Below are 16,618 nucleotides of genomic sequence, written 5' to 3' on the forward strand. Positions count from 1 at the left end.
GATGATCACGCGCCGCGCCTTCACCGCCGCCCTGTTGCTGACCGGGCTTGTCACGCTGGCCGGCCTCTCGCCGCTGCGCCTGATCGCGGACGCGAGGGCGCAAAGCGCGGCCGACGTTGCCAGGCAAGCAGGAATGCCGGACATCGCGCTCGGTCCTACGGACGCGCCGGTGACGATCATCGAATATGCATCGATGACCTGTCCGCATTGCGCGCACTTCAACAGCGACGTGTTTCCGAAGATCAAGTCGGAATATATCGACACCGGCAAGGTGCGTTACGTATTTCGCGAATTTCCGCTGGACGAGATCGCGCTGGCCGCCTCCGCGATGGCGCGATGCGTCGCCAAGGATGACGCGCCGAAATATTTCGCGCTGGTCGATCTGTTGTTCAAGGGCCAGAAGGATCTGGTGGAAGCTCCGGTCGCGACCATCAATCGGATCGGCAAACAGGCCGGATCCAGCGAGCAGGCGATCAAGGCCTGCGTCGACGGCGATCCGTCGACCAAGCAGAAGATCAATGCCGGTCTGCAATACGCCAATGAGAAACTGGCGGTTGGCGGCACGCCGACCTTTTTCATCAACGGCGAGATGTTCAAGGGCGCCCCGGAGTTCGATGCCTTCGACCAGAAGATCAAATCGCTGACCAAGAGCTGATTTTTTCACCGCACAGGGGCCAAATACCCCGACATCCAATAACCCCAGCAAAAGCCTTGGGAAAAACCCCGGGCGGCGGTTGCCCTCCGGCCTCGGCCTCGCCATTGTCAGCCCATAAGAGCCGCAAAAAGCGACTCGCCCACACACCGACATTGCCTTCTATGGTATTGTCCCGGCAGGGAGATTCGCGCCCTGCCAACAGAGACTCGTGCCCATGAAACTGACCCGCCTTCGTCTTCACGGTTTCAAGTCGTTCGTTGAACCCACCGACTTCGTGATCGAGCCCGGACTGACCGGCGTGGTCGGGCCGAACGGCTGCGGCAAATCGAATCTGGTCGAGGCATTGCGCTGGGCGATGGGCGAAACCTCGCACAAATCGCTGCGCGCCGCCGACATGGACGCGGTGATCTTCGCGGGCTCCGGCAACCGCCCGTCGCGCAACCACGCCGAGGTGGTGATGACGATCGACAATTCCGATCGCACCGCGCCTTCGGCCATGAACGACCGGGAGACGCTGGAAATCTCGCGCCGGATCGAGCGCGAGGCGGGCTCGGTCTATCGCATCAACGGCCGCGATGTGCGGGCCCGCGACGTGCAGATTCTGTTCGCGGACGCCGCCACCGGCGCGCGGTCGCCGGCGCTGGTCCATCAGGGCAAGATCGGCGAGATCATTCAGGCCAAACCCGAGCAGCGCCGCCGCGTGCTGGAGGATGCCGCGGGGGTGGCGGGCCTTCACGCCCGCCGCCACGAAGCCGAATTGCGCCTCAAAGCCGCCGAAACCAACCTGACCCGTGTCGAGGATGTGATCGGGCAACTGGCCGGACAGATCGACGGCTTGAAGAAGCAGGCGCGGCAGGCGATCCGCTACCGTGAAGTCGCGGCCAAGGTACGCAAGGCCGAGGCCATGCTGTTCCATTTGCGCTGGCTGGAGGCCAATTCCGGCGTGGCGGAAGCCGGGCATACCCACGACCTCAGTGTCCGCGACATGGCCGAACGCACCCGCGAGCAGGCCGAGGCGGCCCGTATCCAGGCGGTGCGGGCTGCCGAACTGCCGGCGTTGCGCGAGGCCGAAGTCCGCGCCGCGGCCGGGCTGCAGCGGCTGACCAATGCGCGCGACGCGCTCGACCGTGAGGAAGAGCGCGCCCGCGAGCGCGCCGCCGAACTCGACCGCCGGTTGATGCAATTTTCGGCCGACGTCGCCCGCGAGCAGCAGCAGGCTTCCGATGCGGAAGTGGCGCTGCAGCGGCTCGATGCCGAAGACAGCGAGTTGAAGGAAGAGATCAAATCGCGCGTCGAAAAACGCAGCGGTGTCGATGAGCGCGTGTCCGAAGCTGAAACGACGCTGGCCGCCGCCGAACGCCTGTTCGCGGAACTGACCACCGAGCTCGCCGACCTCACCGCCAAGCGGCACCAGCTTGAAGCCAACGTGCGCACCCATCGCGACCGGCTGGCGCGGCTCAATCAAGACATCGTCAATGTCGGGAATGAAGAACAACAGCTGGCGCAGGAAACCAGCGGGCTCGGCGACCTCGCCTCGCTGGCCGGCATGATGGAGGCCGCGCAACAAGGTCTCGCGCGTTGCGAAGCCGCAGCGCAGGGCGCCGAAGCCGCCCACGTCGCCGCCCGGCAGACGCTGGAAGCCGCCCGCGCGCCGCTCAACGAAGCCGACAAGCGCGTGCAGCGGCTGGAAACCGAGGCGCGCACCATTGCGAAGCTCGTCAACGGCGAGAGCAAGAACCTGTGGCCGCCGATCATCGACGGCGTCACTGTCGCCAAGGGATACGAGAAAGCGCTGGGCGCCGCCCTGGGCGACGATCTCGATGCGCCGGTCGACCCGTCGGCACCGATGCGCTGGACCGACGCCGGCGTGACCGAGGGCGATCCCGCTTTGCCCGAAGGCGTAGAGCGGCTTGCGGCGCATGTCGAGGCGCCAACCGAACTGGCGCGGCGCCTTGCCCAGATCGGCGTCGTTGCCAAGGATCGCGGCACGGCGCTGGTATCGCAGTTGAAGACCGGCCAGCGGCTGGTGTCGCTGGAAGGCGACGTCTGGCGCTGGGACGGTTTCGTCGCCGCAGCCCATGCTCCCACGGGCGCGGCGCGACGCCTGGCCGAGCGCGCGCGTCTGGTGGACATCGAGAACGAACTCGAGCAGGCCCGCATCGAAGCGGGCAACAAGCGCCAGGCCCTGGAAACCGCCGAGACCGAACTGAAGGCCGCGTCCGCCGCCGAGACCTCCGGGCGCGACGCCTGGCGTGCCGCGCAGCGCGAGGCCGACGCCGCGCGCGAACGCCATGCCAATACCGAGCGCGAGATCAATCGCCATGCCGCGCGGAAATCGGCGCTGACCGAAGCTCACACCCGCCTGGCCGCCGACCGCCAGGAGGCCCACGGCGCGCATCAGAGCGCTACCTCGGCGCTCGGCGAATTGCCGCCGAGCCTTGAGACTGAAACGAAGCTTGCCGCGGTTCGCACCGACATCGACGGCCACCGCAGCCTCGCCGCACAGGTGCGGGCCGAGGCGCAGGCACTGGCGCGCGAAGCCGAACTCGCCGACCGCCGGTTGCAGGCGATTCTAGCCGAGCGCAGCGAATGGCAAAACCGCCAGCAGGGCGCCGCCTCGCAGATCGCCACCATCGAAGCGCGCGTGACCGAGGTCAAGGACGAACGCGCCGAACTCGACAATGCGCCGGCATTGTTCGCGGAAAAGCGCCGCGCGCTGATCGGTGAAATCGAGTCCGCCGAACGCGCCCGCCAGGTTGCCGCCGACACGCTGGCATCGGCCGAGAACGTCATGGCCGAGACCGACCGCGCCGCCAAGATTTCGCTCGAGGCCTTGTCGAGCGCGCGCGAGGCCTGCGCGCGCGCCGAAGAGCGCATGGACGGCGCCAAACGCCGCCTCGCCGACATCGAGCGCGAAATCCGCGACATGCTCGAAGTCGAGCCGCAGGGCGTCGCCGGTCTCGCCGAGATCAAGCCGGGCGCGGAATTGCCGCCGCTCAACGAGATCGAGGAAAACCTCGAAAAGCTGCGCCGCGACCGCGAGCGGCTTGGCGCCGTCAATTTGCGCGCCGAGGAAGAATTGCGCGACGTCGAGGCCCAGCATACCTCGCTCACCACCGAGCGCGACGATCTGGTGGAAGCCATCAAGCGGCTGCGCCAGGGCATCCAGAGCCTCAACCGCGAGGCGCGCGAGCGGCTGTTGACTTCGTTCGAGATCGTCAACGGCCATTTCAAGCGGCTGTTCACCGAATTGTTCGGCGGTGGCGAGGCCGCCCTTCACCTGATCGAAAGCGACGATCCGCTGGAGGCCGGGCTTGAAATCATCGCCAAGCCGCCCGGCAAGAAGCCGCAGACGCTGTCGCTGTTGTCAGGCGGCGAGCAGGCGCTGACCGCGCTGGCGCTGATCTTCGCGGTGTTCCTCACCAACCCGTCGCCGATCTGCGTGCTGGACGAAGTCGACGCGCCGCTCGACGATCATAACGTCGAGCGGTTCTGCAACCTGCTGCACGAGATGACGGCTTCGACCGATACCCGCTTCATCATCATCACCCACAATCCGATCACCATGGCGCGGATGAACCGGCTGTTCGGCGTCACCATGGCCGAACGCGGCGTATCGCAACTGGTTTCGGTCGATCTCGAAGACGCCGTGAAGATTCTCGACCAGAACGTGGCTTGATTTTCTCTTACCCTCCCCTGGAGGGGGCTTTGCACAAGAACCCCTAGCTTAGCACGGGTTCTTGTGCAGGTGAACTTTCTGCCCAAAAAGCCGTATCGATCCCCAGTTCGTGCGACTCTTGGATCAGGCAGCAGATGTTGTGGCAGAGGATTTTGCACAGAACCTCGTTCACCATCGCCACGTCCGTCTTGCTGCGGACGTGATCGCGGAACTTGGCCTTGATCATCGAAAAGACGGACTCGACGTTGCTGCGCTTGTGGTAGTGCGCGGCAAATTCGTCGCGGTGGAAGCTATAGAGATGAAACATTTTCTGCCACAGGCCGCCGCCGCGTCCCGTGTGGATACTCTTGAACGCGATGTAAGGCACCGCACCATGACGGGCAATGGCATCATAGTTGCTCAGGCTGCCATAGCCTTTGTCTGCCGACACTTCGCGTAGCTTGAAATTCGCGGCGGTCGCGTCAACGAGTGCGGGGAGCAATTTAGTGTCGCTGGCGTCTTTGTCTCGAATTTCAACGGCGGTCACGATGTGAGTAGAAACGCCGCACATTAAATGGACTTTGACCCATTCATGCTGCTGGCGCATTCCGTATTTATGATCGTACCAGCGATGAAAGCGGGACGTGGTGAAGCCAGAGCTATCGGCGGCAAAATCCACCTCGATAGCCTTCAAAGGCAGGCTGCTTTCGGTAATTAGCGCGCACAGAATGGGCGTGAGCGCAGGGTTTTCCAGATAGTTGAAGATCGAATTGAAGTGCGGCGTCTTTTTGAGATAGCCCTTTGCTTGAGCGTCACGCAGATCGGACATGAAGCGGCGAGCCGATACGGTTGAATAGACCTTGAAGATCGCAGCGAACAATGCGTCCTGAATTGGCAAACGCGGACGTCCGCACTTTGGTTGTGCGGGCTCGCTGATGCCGATGCAGAGGTCGCGGAGTAGTTCTTGAAATTTGTCCTTCTCGTTCGTCTGCGCGGCGTTGTAAGCCCTCCAATCCTGCACGTAGGTTTTCCGAACCGCTTGGGTGACCGTCACGGTGCCGTCTGAATATTCCTCGCGGCGCAACACGTATTCGACGGCAAACAGATGCTTGCACTTATGGCCGCCGTCCTGATGGTCGGGGCAGGTGCAATGGGGCGCGGCAGGATCGGGGACGACCGTGTAACGGCCATTGCCGGATTGTGAGGGCACAAGCCATGCCCGACCTTTCCGCTCGATCTTAGACGTAGCAGCAATTTCTAGCCCCTTTTGCTGGCGCGGCTGGCCGAAAATATCGAGCATGACCCAACTCCCTATGTACCCTTTAGGTATATACCTAATCAGTACATAGAGCAACACCTATTTTGCTATTATTTGACGTATATTCCCAAAAGGGATATACAAATCAGAATGGCAAAACTGGTCCAGATTTGGGGTTACCGTTGCGAACGGTGCGAGCACGAATGGCTCCCGCGCGACAAGGATCAGCCGCCCCGTGTCTGCCCTTCCTGCAAAAGCCCGTATTGGGACAGGCCGCGACAGTCGGAAGCAGCGGCCGGTTCAAAGCGCGCGCCGCGCGCCCGGAACAAACCTAAATCGTGATCGTTCTCTCAAGGAGGTATACGCATGTACAACGTCTTGCAGTTGTCGGCATTTCGAGAGCGCAAGTATCTCGCGCAGTTCACCCAAAACATGCTCTTGGCGAGGGTGGCGGGCGCGCAAGTCTCGCCCGCCACCGCCGATACCAATTGTGATCCGCGGATTCCCTACGTTACTTTACATCCGTGCGATGATGCGTATTCAACGGCGGATTCCAGTACGCGATCAGATCGCGTTCTTCATCGAGCCGCTCCTGTTCGCCAGCCGGATTAGTATGGGACATGGCGTGAGTGGCGCCGGCGCGTACAGCGTCGGCCCACCGGTCGTGTTGGGGAACGCGGGCTTTTAAACTATCCGCCTGCCCGATGTAGATCGGCGACCACTGTCCGCGCGAGACCTCGCGAACGAACATGTAGTTGCCGCCTTCGTCCTTAAATGGCGCTCTGATATCGGAGAACCAATACCGATACGTAGCTCCAGATTTTCCAGTCCAATCGATGGTGTCAGTCATTTTAGTTGCTTTCAATAGAAGGCGCGTGCCGGCAACGCTCAGCGTGCAGGTCATAGCGCCTAGACGGATTCAGATGATTGTGTTATTGGACTGACAGGAACACATACGTTCCTTGTCAGTCCTCAGTTCTGTGAACTGCGGGCTACATGTGACCCTCCTTTCAACGGGGGTTGCGATACGGCGGGATCGCTGTGCTGGCGAATAACTCCCGACGTACTACGGACGACTTGGATGACGACGGCGTCGTCTCCGACTTACCTGATGAAGGCTCAGACGTTTCCGCGTTTGAGCCTTTGTCGTTTTCCTCAGGTGAAGTTTCGTTGGTTATTTGAGCGGGGTCCACGACTTGGGCCGTCGTGTAGAGGCCCTTCTTGCCAGAAAGTGCTGAAACATGGCCTCTCTTGGCTAGGCGATACAATCTGTTGCTGATGATATTGCGCTTACCGATCTCGTTATATTTCCGGTACAGATCGATCAGAATTTCATCGAGGGTGGCAGTACCGCCGCGAGCGTTAATGATCTTAATGAGGGGATCGGTTTCCCCTTTGATATTTTCGCTCAGTTCTTTCAGGAGTTCCGGCGGCAGGCCGGCGAGGTCATCGGGCAGGTCATTACCCATATCCGGCGGCGGGCGCCGCGCGGGAGGCTCTACAACGGCGGGCGGCCTTCGGGGTGCGGCTACTTGGGTCTGGAACTCGGAAGGCGCGGGAGTCGCTGCGGCGCCACCATGAGCCTCGCGGAGGCCGGCTAGAAAGTCCGCCAACTCGCTAAACTCGCGAATCAAATGCTGATATTTGGCGTATTTCTGATGTCGATGGCGGGGATGATCGGGGCCGTAAGTTTCGACCTGGTACTTCCAATAATCAAGTTGCCGCTTGACGATTCCTTCGAAATTGTCTATCATTCTCAAGCCTTTCGAGGTTCAGGGCGCGCCCATAGCGCTTAGACGGCCCTGATATTATGGAACCATTTTCGGAGCCGGCGGCAACTTTGATAAGGGGGCCGCCGGTTCTTTATTGCGTCCAGTTAAGCATAAAGCGGAACCACAGTCAATCGCGAGTCCCGCGCGAGTCCAAAAAACGGCCTCGATTAACCTTCTGCGATGTTTGGCACTAACAATGCAGTTTCCAAAGCACAAAACAAAGCAGGTTCCCCTATTAGCGGAATTCATAGGTTAATGATTGGTTAACAGGGACGGGGATTTGGCCGTGGGTCGAAAATCGCAGGGTGAGCCGCAATTCACAAAGGCGACCTATGATGCGAAGCGCTCTAGGCGTGATCCGCCGTCGCCGGCGCGTATAGCAGCCGAGCAGGAGCAATTGGCGAGAGACACAGCAAGAGAGCGCGCCTTTAGGAAAAACCTGAAGCTCGATCCGCTCGAAACCCTTTTCCCGGGTAAGTACCCAAAAAAGATTCCGATCAATCGACGTGGCAGATAGGTCTGCCGATAATCAGAACTAGAGTTTTTGTGCAGCCGCCTGATTATTTGTGCAGGGCGCGGTTATTGTGCAAAGCCCCTGGAGGGGGAGGGTCGACGCGACTGCAAGGAGCGGCGGGGTGGGGTGACAGTCTCTCGTTTCGCACGATGCCGAGTTGAGAGATCACCCCACCCCGCCTGCTCACGCAGGCGACCCTCCCCCTCCAGGGGAGGGTGAAGAAGAAAATGACCGCTCCCGACCTTCCCGCCGCGTTGAAAGCAGCTCTCGAGGCCCGGTTGCACGGCCTGTCGCGCCATGATGCCGCCGAACGCTCGGCGCTGATCTCGCAGACCTACCGCGAAGGCGGCAATTCGCGTGCCATCCGCACCTCACCCGACGCGCTGGCCTACGCGCTGGCGCGGATGCCCGCGACCTATGCCGCGGTGACCGCGAGCCTCAATGCGCTGCGCGAAATTACTCCTGGCTTCGCGCCGGCCAGCCTGCTCGATGTCGGCGCCGGGCCGGGAACAGCGGCCTGGGCCGCGGCCGAAGCGTTTCCATCGCTCGCGGAATTCACCTTGCTGGATGCCAACAGCGCCTTGCGCACGCTGGCGCTGGATTTGTTTCGCGACAGCCCGCGCCTCGCCGGTGTCCAGTATTCGCTTCGCGACGCCCGCGCCGCGCTGGCCGACGCCGCGGCGGCCGACCTTGTGGTCGCAAGCTACATGATCGGCGAGATCGATGACGCCGAACGGAGCGTGCTCGCCGGGCTGCTGTGGGCAAAAACCCGCGACACGCTCCTGATCGCCGAACCCGGTACGCCCTCAGGCTACGCGCGGATCATCGCGGCGCGGGCACAATTGATCGCGGCGGGCGCGCATATCGCAGCGCCCTGCCCGCACGACGGCAGATGTCCGCTTACGCCGCCCGACTGGTGTCATTTCACCCAACGGCTGCCCCGCTCGCAAGCGCACCGGCAGATCAAGGGCGCAGAGCTTGCCTTCGAGGACGAGAAATTCGCCTATGTGGCGCTCAGCCGCACCCGTGCCGCCCAGCATCCGGCTCGCGTGCTGGCGCAGCCGGATGTCACCAAAGTCGACGTGACCGCAAAGCTCTGTACTCCGGATGGTCTCGTCATCGCAAAAGTGCCCCGCCGCGCCAAGGCGGACTACGCCCGCGCCCGGCGCTGGCGGTGGGGCGACGCGGTGATGGAGGAAAGCTAAACTCCTCGTGGTGAGGAGGCGCTTTGCGCCGTCTCGAACCATGAGACAAACACGACGCTGTCCTTCGAGACGCGGCCCGAGAGGCCGCTCCTCAGGATGAGGCCATTACCTTGAACTAATCCCACCTTGCGCCCGACCAACGGGATACCCACGTCGTGGCGGGCTGCCGCGCGGCGTCGTTTTCGCCCTTCGGACGCCCGCATTCACCGTCTCATCAGGAGTTCTTTGCCATGTCGACCGGCTGGATCGTTATCGGCGTACTCGTCGTCCTCGTGCTTTTCGCATTTGCGGCCTACAACCGCCTGATCGCGCTCAGCCAGCGCGTCGGTCAGGCCTTTGCCGACATCGACGTGCAGCTCAAGCAGCGCCACGATCTGATCCCGAACCTGCTCGAGACCGTGAAGGGCTACGCCGCGCATGAGCGGGGGACGCTCGACGACGTGGTCAAGGCCCGCAATGCCGCGATGTCGGCGCAAGGGCCGGGACAGGTGGCCGCCGCCGAAGGCCAGCTCAGCGGCGCGCTCGGCAGACTGATCGCGCTGTCGGAGGCCTATCCGGACCTCAAGGCCAATGCCAACTTCCAGCAACTGGCCAACGAGTTGTCCGACCTCGAAAACAAGATCGCCGCCAGCCGTCGCTTCTTCAACAACGCGGTCCAGGAATACAATACCGGCATCCAGCAGATGCCGGCCGCGTTGTTCGCCGGCATATTCGGCTTCACCCGCAAGGACTTCTTCGATCTCGGCGCCGACCGCAGCACGGTCGAGCAGGTGCCGACAGTCAAGTTCTGAACTATCGCAGCATCCGGCAGAGCCGCACATCATGGCCGCCTATGGTCTCTACACGCACATCGCATCGAACAAATTCCGTTCGATGCTGCTGCTCGCGGGGCTGTTCGTCCTGGTCTATGTGATGGTGTTCGCCGGCGCGCTGATCGCGGAAGTCCTGACCAACAGCGGCGGCCCGGCGGATTACTATATAGCGGCCGCCTTGCGCGATCTGATCCAGGCGTTCCCCTACGCGACCGGCGGCGCTGCGCTGTGGATCGTGATCGCCTATTTCTTTCACCAGTCGATGATCGACGCCATCACCGGCGGCGAGGACGTGACCCGGCTGCAGCAGCCGCGGCTGTATAATTTGCTGGAAAATCTCTGCATCTCGCGCGGCATCCCGATGCCGAAACTGAAGGTCGTGGACAGCGAAGCGCTGAACGCCTACGCGACCGGGCTCAACCAGCGGCAATATGCCGTCACCGTCACCACGGGTCTCCTGAACGCGCTCAACGACCAGGAAATCGAATCGGTGCTGGGCCACGAACTGACCCATATCCGCAACGGCGACGTGCAGTTGATGGTGGTGGCGGTGATCATCGCCGGCGTGGTCGGCTTCTTCGCCGAATTGTTCTTCCGGATGTTCTTCAACACCGGCCTTCGTTATGGCGGCGGCTGGCGGTCCTCATCGTCGGACGACAACAGGAGCTCCGGCGGCGGCGCGATCTTCGTCATCATCCTCGCAGGCGTGTTGATCGGGCTGGCATGGCTGTTGTCGCAGGTAGTGCGGCTGGCGCTGTCGCGGTCACGCGAACTGCTGGCGGATGCCGGCTCGGTCGAACTGACCAAGAACCCCGACGCCATGATCTCGGCGCTGCGCAAGATCGAGAACCGCGGCGAGCTTCCCGGCGCGACCTCGGCGGTGATGGAACTGTGCGTCGATAATCCGCGCGAAGGCTTTTCCGACCTGTTTGCGACCCACCCTTCGGTGGATGCGCGGGTGCGGGCGCTGGTCAAGTTCGCCGGCGGACACGATCCCGGGCCGCTGGCTTTGCCATCGGATACCGCGGACGGGCCGGACCAGGCGCCGTCCGGCGATCAGGTGCCGCCGCCATTGCGGTCCGGTCCATGGGGCGACGCCAGGGACCCGGCCGGCGCATCTGAAGGTCCAACTCAAGGTCCATCTCAAGGTCCCTGGGGCAATCACCCCGCCGGCTCGTGGGGATCCCGCTAAAAATGCCCCGGCGTTAACGACATCGGCACGATTAACCTTAACCGCAGTCTAATGAATTGAATTCTCCCTTGTTTCTGCCATGTTCGCGCCCAAAGCAGGCAGAGGGACATTGCGGTCGCGGTCGGCATCGCGCGACAATCGGGGTATAGTTGCGCGTAAGGGATTTTCATGGCGAAGCCAGCAGTCATTGTCGTCGGTGCGGATAAGGGCGGGGTCGGCAAGACCACCGTCTCGCGCACCGTGCTCGATTATTTCAGCGCCAACAACGTGCCCACCCGCGCCTTCGATACCGAGTCGCCGCGCGGCACGCTGAAGCGCTTCCACCCCGACATCACCGAGATCGTCGACATGACGACCACCTCGGACCAGATGAAGATCTTCGATACGCTCAATTCGGACGTGCCTTCGGTCACCGTGATCGACGTCCGCGCCGGACTGTTGTCGCCGGCGCTGGCCTCGTTGCGCGATATCGGCTTTCTCGATGCCGCCAAGCAGGGCCAGATCACCTTTGCCGTGTTCCACATCCTCGGCCCCTCGATCGCCTCGCTGGACGAAATCGCGGAGACCGCGAACTTCATGCAGGGCGCGAAATACTTCCTGGTGAAGAACTTCATCAACAACACCAGCTTCTTCGAATGGGACCAGGCGACCTACAATTCGTATTTCCACCGCATCAAGGACGCCACCGAGATCACCATCCCGAAGCTCAACGAAATGGCCTATGAGCAGGTCGAGGTCGCCTCGGTGCCGTTCCTCAAATTCGTCGCCAACAAGGGCATCCACGACCAGGCCGAGAACTATTCGTTCGTGCTGCGCGGCTATGTCCGTCACTGGCTGGCCAACGTCTGGAGCGAATTCGACCGCATCAAGCTGACCGACCTGGTCGGCTCCAGCAAATCCGGCACGCGCGGCGGCGAAAAATAATTGTTCGCCACAGGACTATTTGGCTGGATTAGGCGCGCAATCCGCCCGATATAGCGCCGATGCGCCTGACGCCCGTCTATATCATCTGCTCGCCCCGCCCGCTGGTCGGCAAGACGCTGGTCGCGCGGCTGCTCAGCGAATTCCTGCTGCTCAAGAACGGCGCGGTCGCTTCATTCGACATCAACCTGAAAGAGCCGTCGCTGCTGGAATATCTGCCGCAGATCACCGAGACCGCCGAAGTCGACGATACCTTCGGGAAAATGGCGCTGATGGACCGCGTGATCGTCAATGACGGCGTCTCCAAGGTGATCGATCTCGGCTTTCATGCCTTCGACGAATTCTTCAAGATGTCCGAGGAAATCGGCTTCATGAAGGAGGCGGCGCGGCGCGGCGTGGTGCCGGTGGTGCTGTTCGTCGCCGATACCGACCGCGCCTCGGCCCGCGGCCACGCCACCCTGCAACAACAGATTCCTGCTGGCGCGCTCGTCACCATCGACAATGAATACGTGCTGCGCGGCGAGCTGCCGCCAGCCTTCGCGGATGGCCGCGTGCTGCACATCGCCGCCCTGCCGTCGTTCCTGAAGACATATGTCGACCGGCTGACGTTCTCGTTCACCGAGTACTTGCGCAATGAGAAGGATTCATCGACCGAACTGCATCAATGGGTCCGCCGCAATTATCTGAGCTTCCGCGAGCTGGAACTGAGCCTGATCTTGCAGAAGTCGTAGCCGTCGTCCCGGCGTTCGCCGGGACGACAACTAATGCCCCTCGAACGTCATCAGCGTCCGCACCGGCACGTCCATCGCCCGTAATTTCGCCGCACCGCCGAGATCCGGCAGGTCGATGATGAAACAGGCCGCCACCACGTTGGCGCCGATCTGGCGCAACAATTTCACCGCGCCCTCCGCGGTGCCGCCGGTGGCGATCAGATCGTCGACCAGGATCACGCGCTCGCCGGAGTGAATGGCGTCGGCGTGCATTTCCATCTCGTCGAGGCCGTATTCCAGCGAATAGGCGATGCGCACGGTGGTATGCGGCAGCTTGCCTTTCTTGCGGATCGGCACGAAGCCGGCGGAGGCCTGATGCGCCACCGCGCCGCCGATGATGAATCCCCGCGCCTCGATGCCGGCCACCTTGTCGATCTTCGATCCGGCCCACGGCTGCACCAGTTCATCGACCGCGCGGCGAAACGACCGCGCATCGCCCAAGAGAGTGGTGATGTCGCGAAACAGGATTCCCGGCTTGGGATAATCCGGAATGGTGCGGACGGCGGCCTTCAAATCATGTTCGGGGTCAGGGGTCATCGATATCTCTTTTCTGTCTTTTCGTCATTGCGAGCGCAGCGAAGCAATCCATGGTACCAAAGCAAAGCTTGGATTGCTTCGTCGCAAGCGCTCCTCGCAATGACGATTCTTCCTAATTCACGGGAATACCGAGCCGGAATGCATTCTCCACGATGCGCAGGCCCACCTCGCCGCCGAGCGACATCAGCGATTCCGGATGGAACTGCACGCCGCCGACCGGCAGACTCCTGTGCTCGATCGCCATCGCCACGCCGTCCTCGGTACTGGCGGTTACGTTCAGCACCTCGGGCATGCTGTCGCGTTCGACGAACAGCGAGTGATAGCGGCCGATTACGATCTCATTGGGCAGGTTTTGCATCAACCGCCCGCCTCGAACCTGGACGCGCGACGGCCTGCCATGCGCCGGCTGACCGAGTTGCCCCAACTGCCCGCCGAAATACTCGCCGATCGCCTGCACGCCGAGGCAGACGCCGAACACCGGCAGCTTCTTGTCGAGTGCCGCACCAATGGTTTTCGAAATCCCGAAATCTTCCGGCCTCCCCGGCCCCGGCGACAGTACTAGCAGATCGTAGCTGTTCTGCCTGAGCATCTCCAGCGCATGGATGTGCCGCACCACGGTGACGGTGGCGCCGACCTGACGGAAATAATCCGCCAGCATATGCACGAAACTGTCGTCGTGGTCGATCAGCAGCACCCGCTTGCCGGAGCCGGTGGCATCCGGCGCAAACGCCGACAACGGCTTCGGCAGATCGCCGCGCAGTGCCTGGAACAATGCGGCGGCCTTGACCTGGCATTCCCGGTCTTCGGCGGCGGGATCCGAGTCGAACAGGCAGGTGGCGCCGACCCGCACCTCGGCCAGACCGTCCTTCATCCGGATGGTGCGGATCGTAAGGCCCGTATTGATGCTGCCGTCGAAATTCACCGCACCGATGGCGCCGGCATACCAGCGCCGCGGCGACCGCTCGTGATCCTCGACGAATTGCATCGCCCATAATTTCGGCGCACCGGTCACCGTCACCGCCCAGGCATGGGTCAGGAACGCATCGAGCGAATCGAAGCCCGGCTTCAGGATGCCTTCGACATGGTCGACGGTATGGAACAGTTTTGAGTAGGTCTCGATCTGCCGCCGCGCCAGAACCTTGATGGTGCCGGGCACGCAGACCCGCGCCTTGTCGTTGCGGTCGACGTCGGTGCACATGTTGAGTTCGAATTCATCTTTCTCGGAATTCAATAGTTGCCGGATCTGCTCGGCGTCGCCGATCGCGTCGATACCGCGGGCGATGGTGCCGGAAATAGGACAGGTCTCGACCCGCCTGCCGTCGGACCGCACGAACATCTCGGGCGACGCCGACACCAGGAACTCGCCGTCGCCGAGATTCATCAGCGCGCCATAGGGCGACGGATTGATCCGGCACAGCCGCTGGAACACTTCCGCCGGCGAGCGTTCGCAGGGTTCGGCGAACAACTGCCCCGGCACCGCCTCGAACAGATCGCCGCGCGCGAATGCGGCCCGCGCCGTCTCCACGGTGGCCTGATATTCGCCGGGCGCGTGATCGGCAAATCCCTGACGCTGCGTCCTGGCATAGCCGCTTTCCGCGGTTTCGCGTGGCAGGTCTTTGGTGGATTTTCCCTTCCAGGTGAAATCATAGCTCAGCACCACGCCCCGTCCAGTGGCGCGGTCGTAGGCCAACAGGCGATCCGGCAGGTAAAGCACGATGTCGCGCTGGTCGCTCTCGCGCGCACGCTTCTGCACCAGATCTTCAATCTGAAATACCAGGTCATAGGCAAACGCGCCGAACAGGCCAAGCAACGGATCGTCGTTCGCTCCCATCGCCGCCACGAGATCGCGGACCAACGACATCACGCTGGCGCGGCGGGTGCGCTGGTCTTCATCGACCGGCGCCGCACCCCGGACGATATGGCCGGCGAGCCGCGTTGCGCGCTTTTCGGTGATGACGACGCAGGGCTCGCGCAAGGTATCGCCGAGGAAGGCGATCAGCACCTCGCCACGCGCGTTCAGCGCTTGCAGCGAGAAATCGGACCCGGCCGTTTCCATCAAAAGTGGCGGGTCGGAGAAGCCGAGATCGAAACTCTCATAGCGGCCCGGCACGGTGGTGCCCGATGACAGCACCACGCCGCGGCGGCGATCGAGCAGGTCGATCAGGTCATCGAGCCGATTGGCGCCGCCGGTGAATTGCTCCACCGAGCGCGATACCGCGAGACCGCCACGGGTCCGGTATTCGCTGTGGGCCGGCAGTGAAAACGCTGTCCTGTTCATGTGATCCTCTTACGAAACTTGCCGAGGGAACGCCACACAGGACAAACGAAAGGCCGTCGCACTGCGATGACGGCCTTCGACGATTGGGAGAAATGAAATCGCACCGGCCACCTTTAGAAGGTGGGCCACCACAGACGGGTTGGGCGGACAGCGGTGCACATGGCCGGGTAAACACCATGGCGCGGCGGTCACGTCAAGCATCTCATGTTCAGTTCGCGCATGGTGGCGAGGGTTTCACGGTAGCGCCCCCCTCTCCCGCTTGCGGGGGAGGGTTGGGGTGGGGGCTGCCTCTGCAAGTCCCGATGCCGAGAGAGCCCCCACCCGCCTCGCGTTGCTCGGCACCCTCCCCCGCAAGCGGGAGAGGGAACACGGTTGCGTTCGCCGATAGACGGGATCGCTCGCCTAATCCGAAAATTATGCTTAGGATTTGCCAAAACGGAGACGCGCGATGCCATTGCAGGCCCTAGGATATGTCGGGTTCGGATCGGCCGATCTCGACGACTGGCGGCAGTTCGGGACCGGGCTGGTCGGGCTGCAGGCGGTTGAGCGCGGCAATTCGCTGCTGGCGTTCCGGATGGACGACCGCAAGCAGCGCATCGTCATCGACCGCTCGATGGCCGACGGCGAACGCTTCTTCGGCTGGGAGGTAACAGACGCGGCGGCGCTGGACGCGCTGGCAGCGAGGCTGGAACAGCACGGGGTCAATGTCGTCGCCGAACCGCAGACGCTGGCGGACGCGCGACGCGTCAGCGGCCTGATTTCGTTTCGCGACCCGGCCGGCAATCGTCTCGAAGCATTCCATGGCCCGGAGATCGACGATACGCCGTTCCTGCCGGGACGATCGATTTCCGGTTTTCGCACCGGTCCGCTCGGCCTCGGCCACGCCGTGCTGACGGTCGAAAGCATCGACGCGATGATGCCGTTCTATGTCGACGTGCTCGGCTTCGGGCGGGGCACGCTTCCGAGCGAGGTAGCCGCTTTTATCGCAACACGCATGCCTCACAGGGCAGGCTAGCCGCGGCTTTGAAAGGTTCCGCCGTGGGCAA

General features: G+C 62.5%; 13 protein-coding genes. 8 read left to right on the top strand and 5 right to left on the bottom strand.

The window, feature by feature from the left end:
• Position 1 precedes the first annotated feature (1 nt).
• Positions 2–655, top strand: coding sequence for a DsbA family protein (locus E7813_RS06080; RefSeq protein WP_291571872.1), 654 nt, complete (start codon positions 2–4; stop codon positions 653–655).
• 214 nt (positions 656–869) lie between these two features.
• Complete coding sequence (gene smc, locus E7813_RS06085; protein WP_291571874.1) at positions 870–4,334, top strand: chromosome segregation protein SMC; 3,465 nt, start codon at positions 870–872, stop codon at positions 4,332–4,334.
• Between the two features lie 43 nt (positions 4,335–4,377).
• On the opposite strand, the gene E7813_RS06090 is transcribed toward smc, so the two are convergent.
• The 3 genes from E7813_RS06090 to E7813_RS06100 form a co-directional block, all read right to left on the bottom strand.
• Positions 4,378–5,613 carry a transposase gene (locus E7813_RS06090; protein WP_291571876.1) on the bottom strand — a complete coding sequence of 412 codons (1,236 nt, stop codon included), beginning with the start codon at positions 5,611–5,613 and terminating at the stop codon, positions 4,378–4,380.
• A gap of 469 nt (positions 5,614–6,082) precedes the next feature.
• Entirely contained in the window at positions 6,083–6,421 is a 339-nt protein-coding gene (locus E7813_RS06095; protein WP_291571878.1) for a hypothetical protein, read from the bottom strand.
• A gap of 160 nt (positions 6,422–6,581) precedes the next feature.
• The gene (locus E7813_RS06100; protein ID WP_291571879.1) at positions 6,582–7,325 is read right to left on the bottom strand and encodes a hypothetical protein; all 744 of its coding nucleotides are present in this window, start codon (positions 7,323–7,325) and stop codon (positions 6,582–6,584) included.
• 759 nt (positions 7,326–8,084) lie between these two features.
• Between E7813_RS06100 and E7813_RS06105 the strand changes: the two genes are divergently transcribed.
• The 5 genes from E7813_RS06105 to E7813_RS06125 all read left to right on the top strand — a co-directional run bounded on the left by E7813_RS06105 (position 8,085) and on the right by E7813_RS06125 (position 12,718).
• Positions 8,085–9,062 carry a small ribosomal subunit Rsm22 family protein gene (locus tag E7813_RS06105; RefSeq protein ID WP_291571881.1) on the top strand — a complete coding sequence of 326 codons (978 nt, stop codon included), beginning with the start codon at positions 8,085–8,087 and terminating at the stop codon, positions 9,060–9,062.
• 230 nt (positions 9,063–9,292) lie between these two features.
• Positions 9,293–9,853, top strand: a complete 561-nt coding sequence (locus E7813_RS06110) for a LemA family protein (protein WP_291571883.1) — start codon at positions 9,293–9,295, stop codon at positions 9,851–9,853.
• Positions 9,854–9,884: 31 nt separating this feature from the next.
• Positions 9,885–11,066 carry a M48 family metallopeptidase gene (locus E7813_RS06115; RefSeq protein WP_291571885.1) on the top strand — a complete coding sequence of 394 codons (1,182 nt, stop codon included), beginning with the start codon at positions 9,885–9,887 and terminating at the stop codon, positions 11,064–11,066.
• Between the two features lie 168 nt (positions 11,067–11,234).
• Entirely contained in the window at positions 11,235–11,990 is a 756-nt protein-coding gene (locus E7813_RS06120) for a hypothetical protein (RefSeq protein ID WP_291571887.1), read from the top strand.
• A gap of 59 nt (positions 11,991–12,049) precedes the next feature.
• Positions 12,050–12,718, top strand: coding sequence for a hypothetical protein (locus E7813_RS06125; protein ID WP_291571889.1), 669 nt, complete (start codon positions 12,050–12,052; stop codon positions 12,716–12,718).
• Positions 12,719–12,748: 30 nt separating this feature from the next.
• Here E7813_RS06125 and E7813_RS06130 read toward each other — a convergent pair whose 3' ends face one another.
• Positions 12,749–13,294 (bottom strand): adenine phosphoribosyltransferase, encoded by a 546-nt coding sequence (locus E7813_RS06130; RefSeq protein ID WP_291571891.1) that lies wholly within the window; start codon positions 13,292–13,294, stop codon positions 12,749–12,751.
• Positions 13,295–13,406: 112 nt separating this feature from the next.
• Positions 13,407–15,572 (bottom strand): anthranilate synthase component I, encoded by a 2,166-nt coding sequence (locus E7813_RS06135; RefSeq protein WP_291571893.1) that lies wholly within the window; start codon positions 15,570–15,572, stop codon positions 13,407–13,409.
• Between the two features lie 448 nt (positions 15,573–16,020).
• On the opposite strand from E7813_RS06135, the gene E7813_RS06140 reads away from it, so the two are divergent.
• Entirely contained in the window at positions 16,021–16,587 is a 567-nt protein-coding gene (locus E7813_RS06140; protein ID WP_291571894.1) for a VOC family protein, read from the top strand.
• Positions 16,588–16,618: the final 31 nt, after the last annotated feature.

It is taken from the genome of Bradyrhizobium sp. (assembly GCF_004799405.1).
In the GTDB taxonomy this organism is placed as follows: domain Bacteria; phylum Pseudomonadota; class Alphaproteobacteria; order Rhizobiales; family Xanthobacteraceae; genus Bradyrhizobium.

Bases quoted from the DNA above. Each gene is read 5' to 3' on its own strand.
- E7813_RS06130 (WP_291571891.1), bottom strand. From the start codon at position 13,294: ATGACCCCTGACCCCGAACATGATTTGAAGGCCGCCGTCCGCACCATT.
- E7813_RS06125 (WP_291571889.1), top strand. From the start codon at position 12,050: ATGCGCCTGACGCCCGTCTATATCATCTGCTCGCCCCGCCCGCTGGTC.
- E7813_RS06100 (WP_291571879.1), bottom strand. From the start codon at position 7,325: ATGATAGACAATTTCGAAGGAATCGTCAAGCGGCAACTTGATTATTGG.
- E7813_RS06140 (WP_291571894.1), top strand. From the start codon at position 16,021: ATGCCATTGCAGGCCCTAGGATATGTCGGGTTCGGATCGGCCGATCTC.
- E7813_RS06090 (WP_291571876.1), bottom strand. From the start codon at position 5,613: ATGCTCGATATTTTCGGCCAGCCGCGCCAGCAAAAGGGGCTAGAAATT.
- E7813_RS06080 (WP_291571872.1), top strand. From the start codon at position 2: ATGATCACGCGCCGCGCCTTCACCGCCGCCCTGTTGCTGACCGGGCTT.
- smc (WP_291571874.1), top strand. From the start codon at position 870: ATGAAACTGACCCGCCTTCGTCTTCACGGTTTCAAGTCGTTCGTTGAA.
- E7813_RS06105 (WP_291571881.1), top strand. From the start codon at position 8,085: ATGACCGCTCCCGACCTTCCCGCCGCGTTGAAAGCAGCTCTCGAGGCC.
- E7813_RS06095 (WP_291571878.1), bottom strand. From the start codon at position 6,421: ATGACTGACACCATCGATTGGACTGGAAAATCTGGAGCTACGTATCGG.
- E7813_RS06135 (WP_291571893.1), bottom strand. From the start codon at position 15,572: ATGAACAGGACAGCGTTTTCACTGCCGGCCCACAGCGAATACCGGACC.
- E7813_RS06120 (WP_291571887.1), top strand. From the start codon at position 11,235: ATGGCGAAGCCAGCAGTCATTGTCGTCGGTGCGGATAAGGGCGGGGTC.
- E7813_RS06110 (WP_291571883.1), top strand. From the start codon at position 9,293: ATGTCGACCGGCTGGATCGTTATCGGCGTACTCGTCGTCCTCGTGCTT.
- E7813_RS06115 (WP_291571885.1), top strand. From the start codon at position 9,885: ATGGCCGCCTATGGTCTCTACACGCACATCGCATCGAACAAATTCCGT.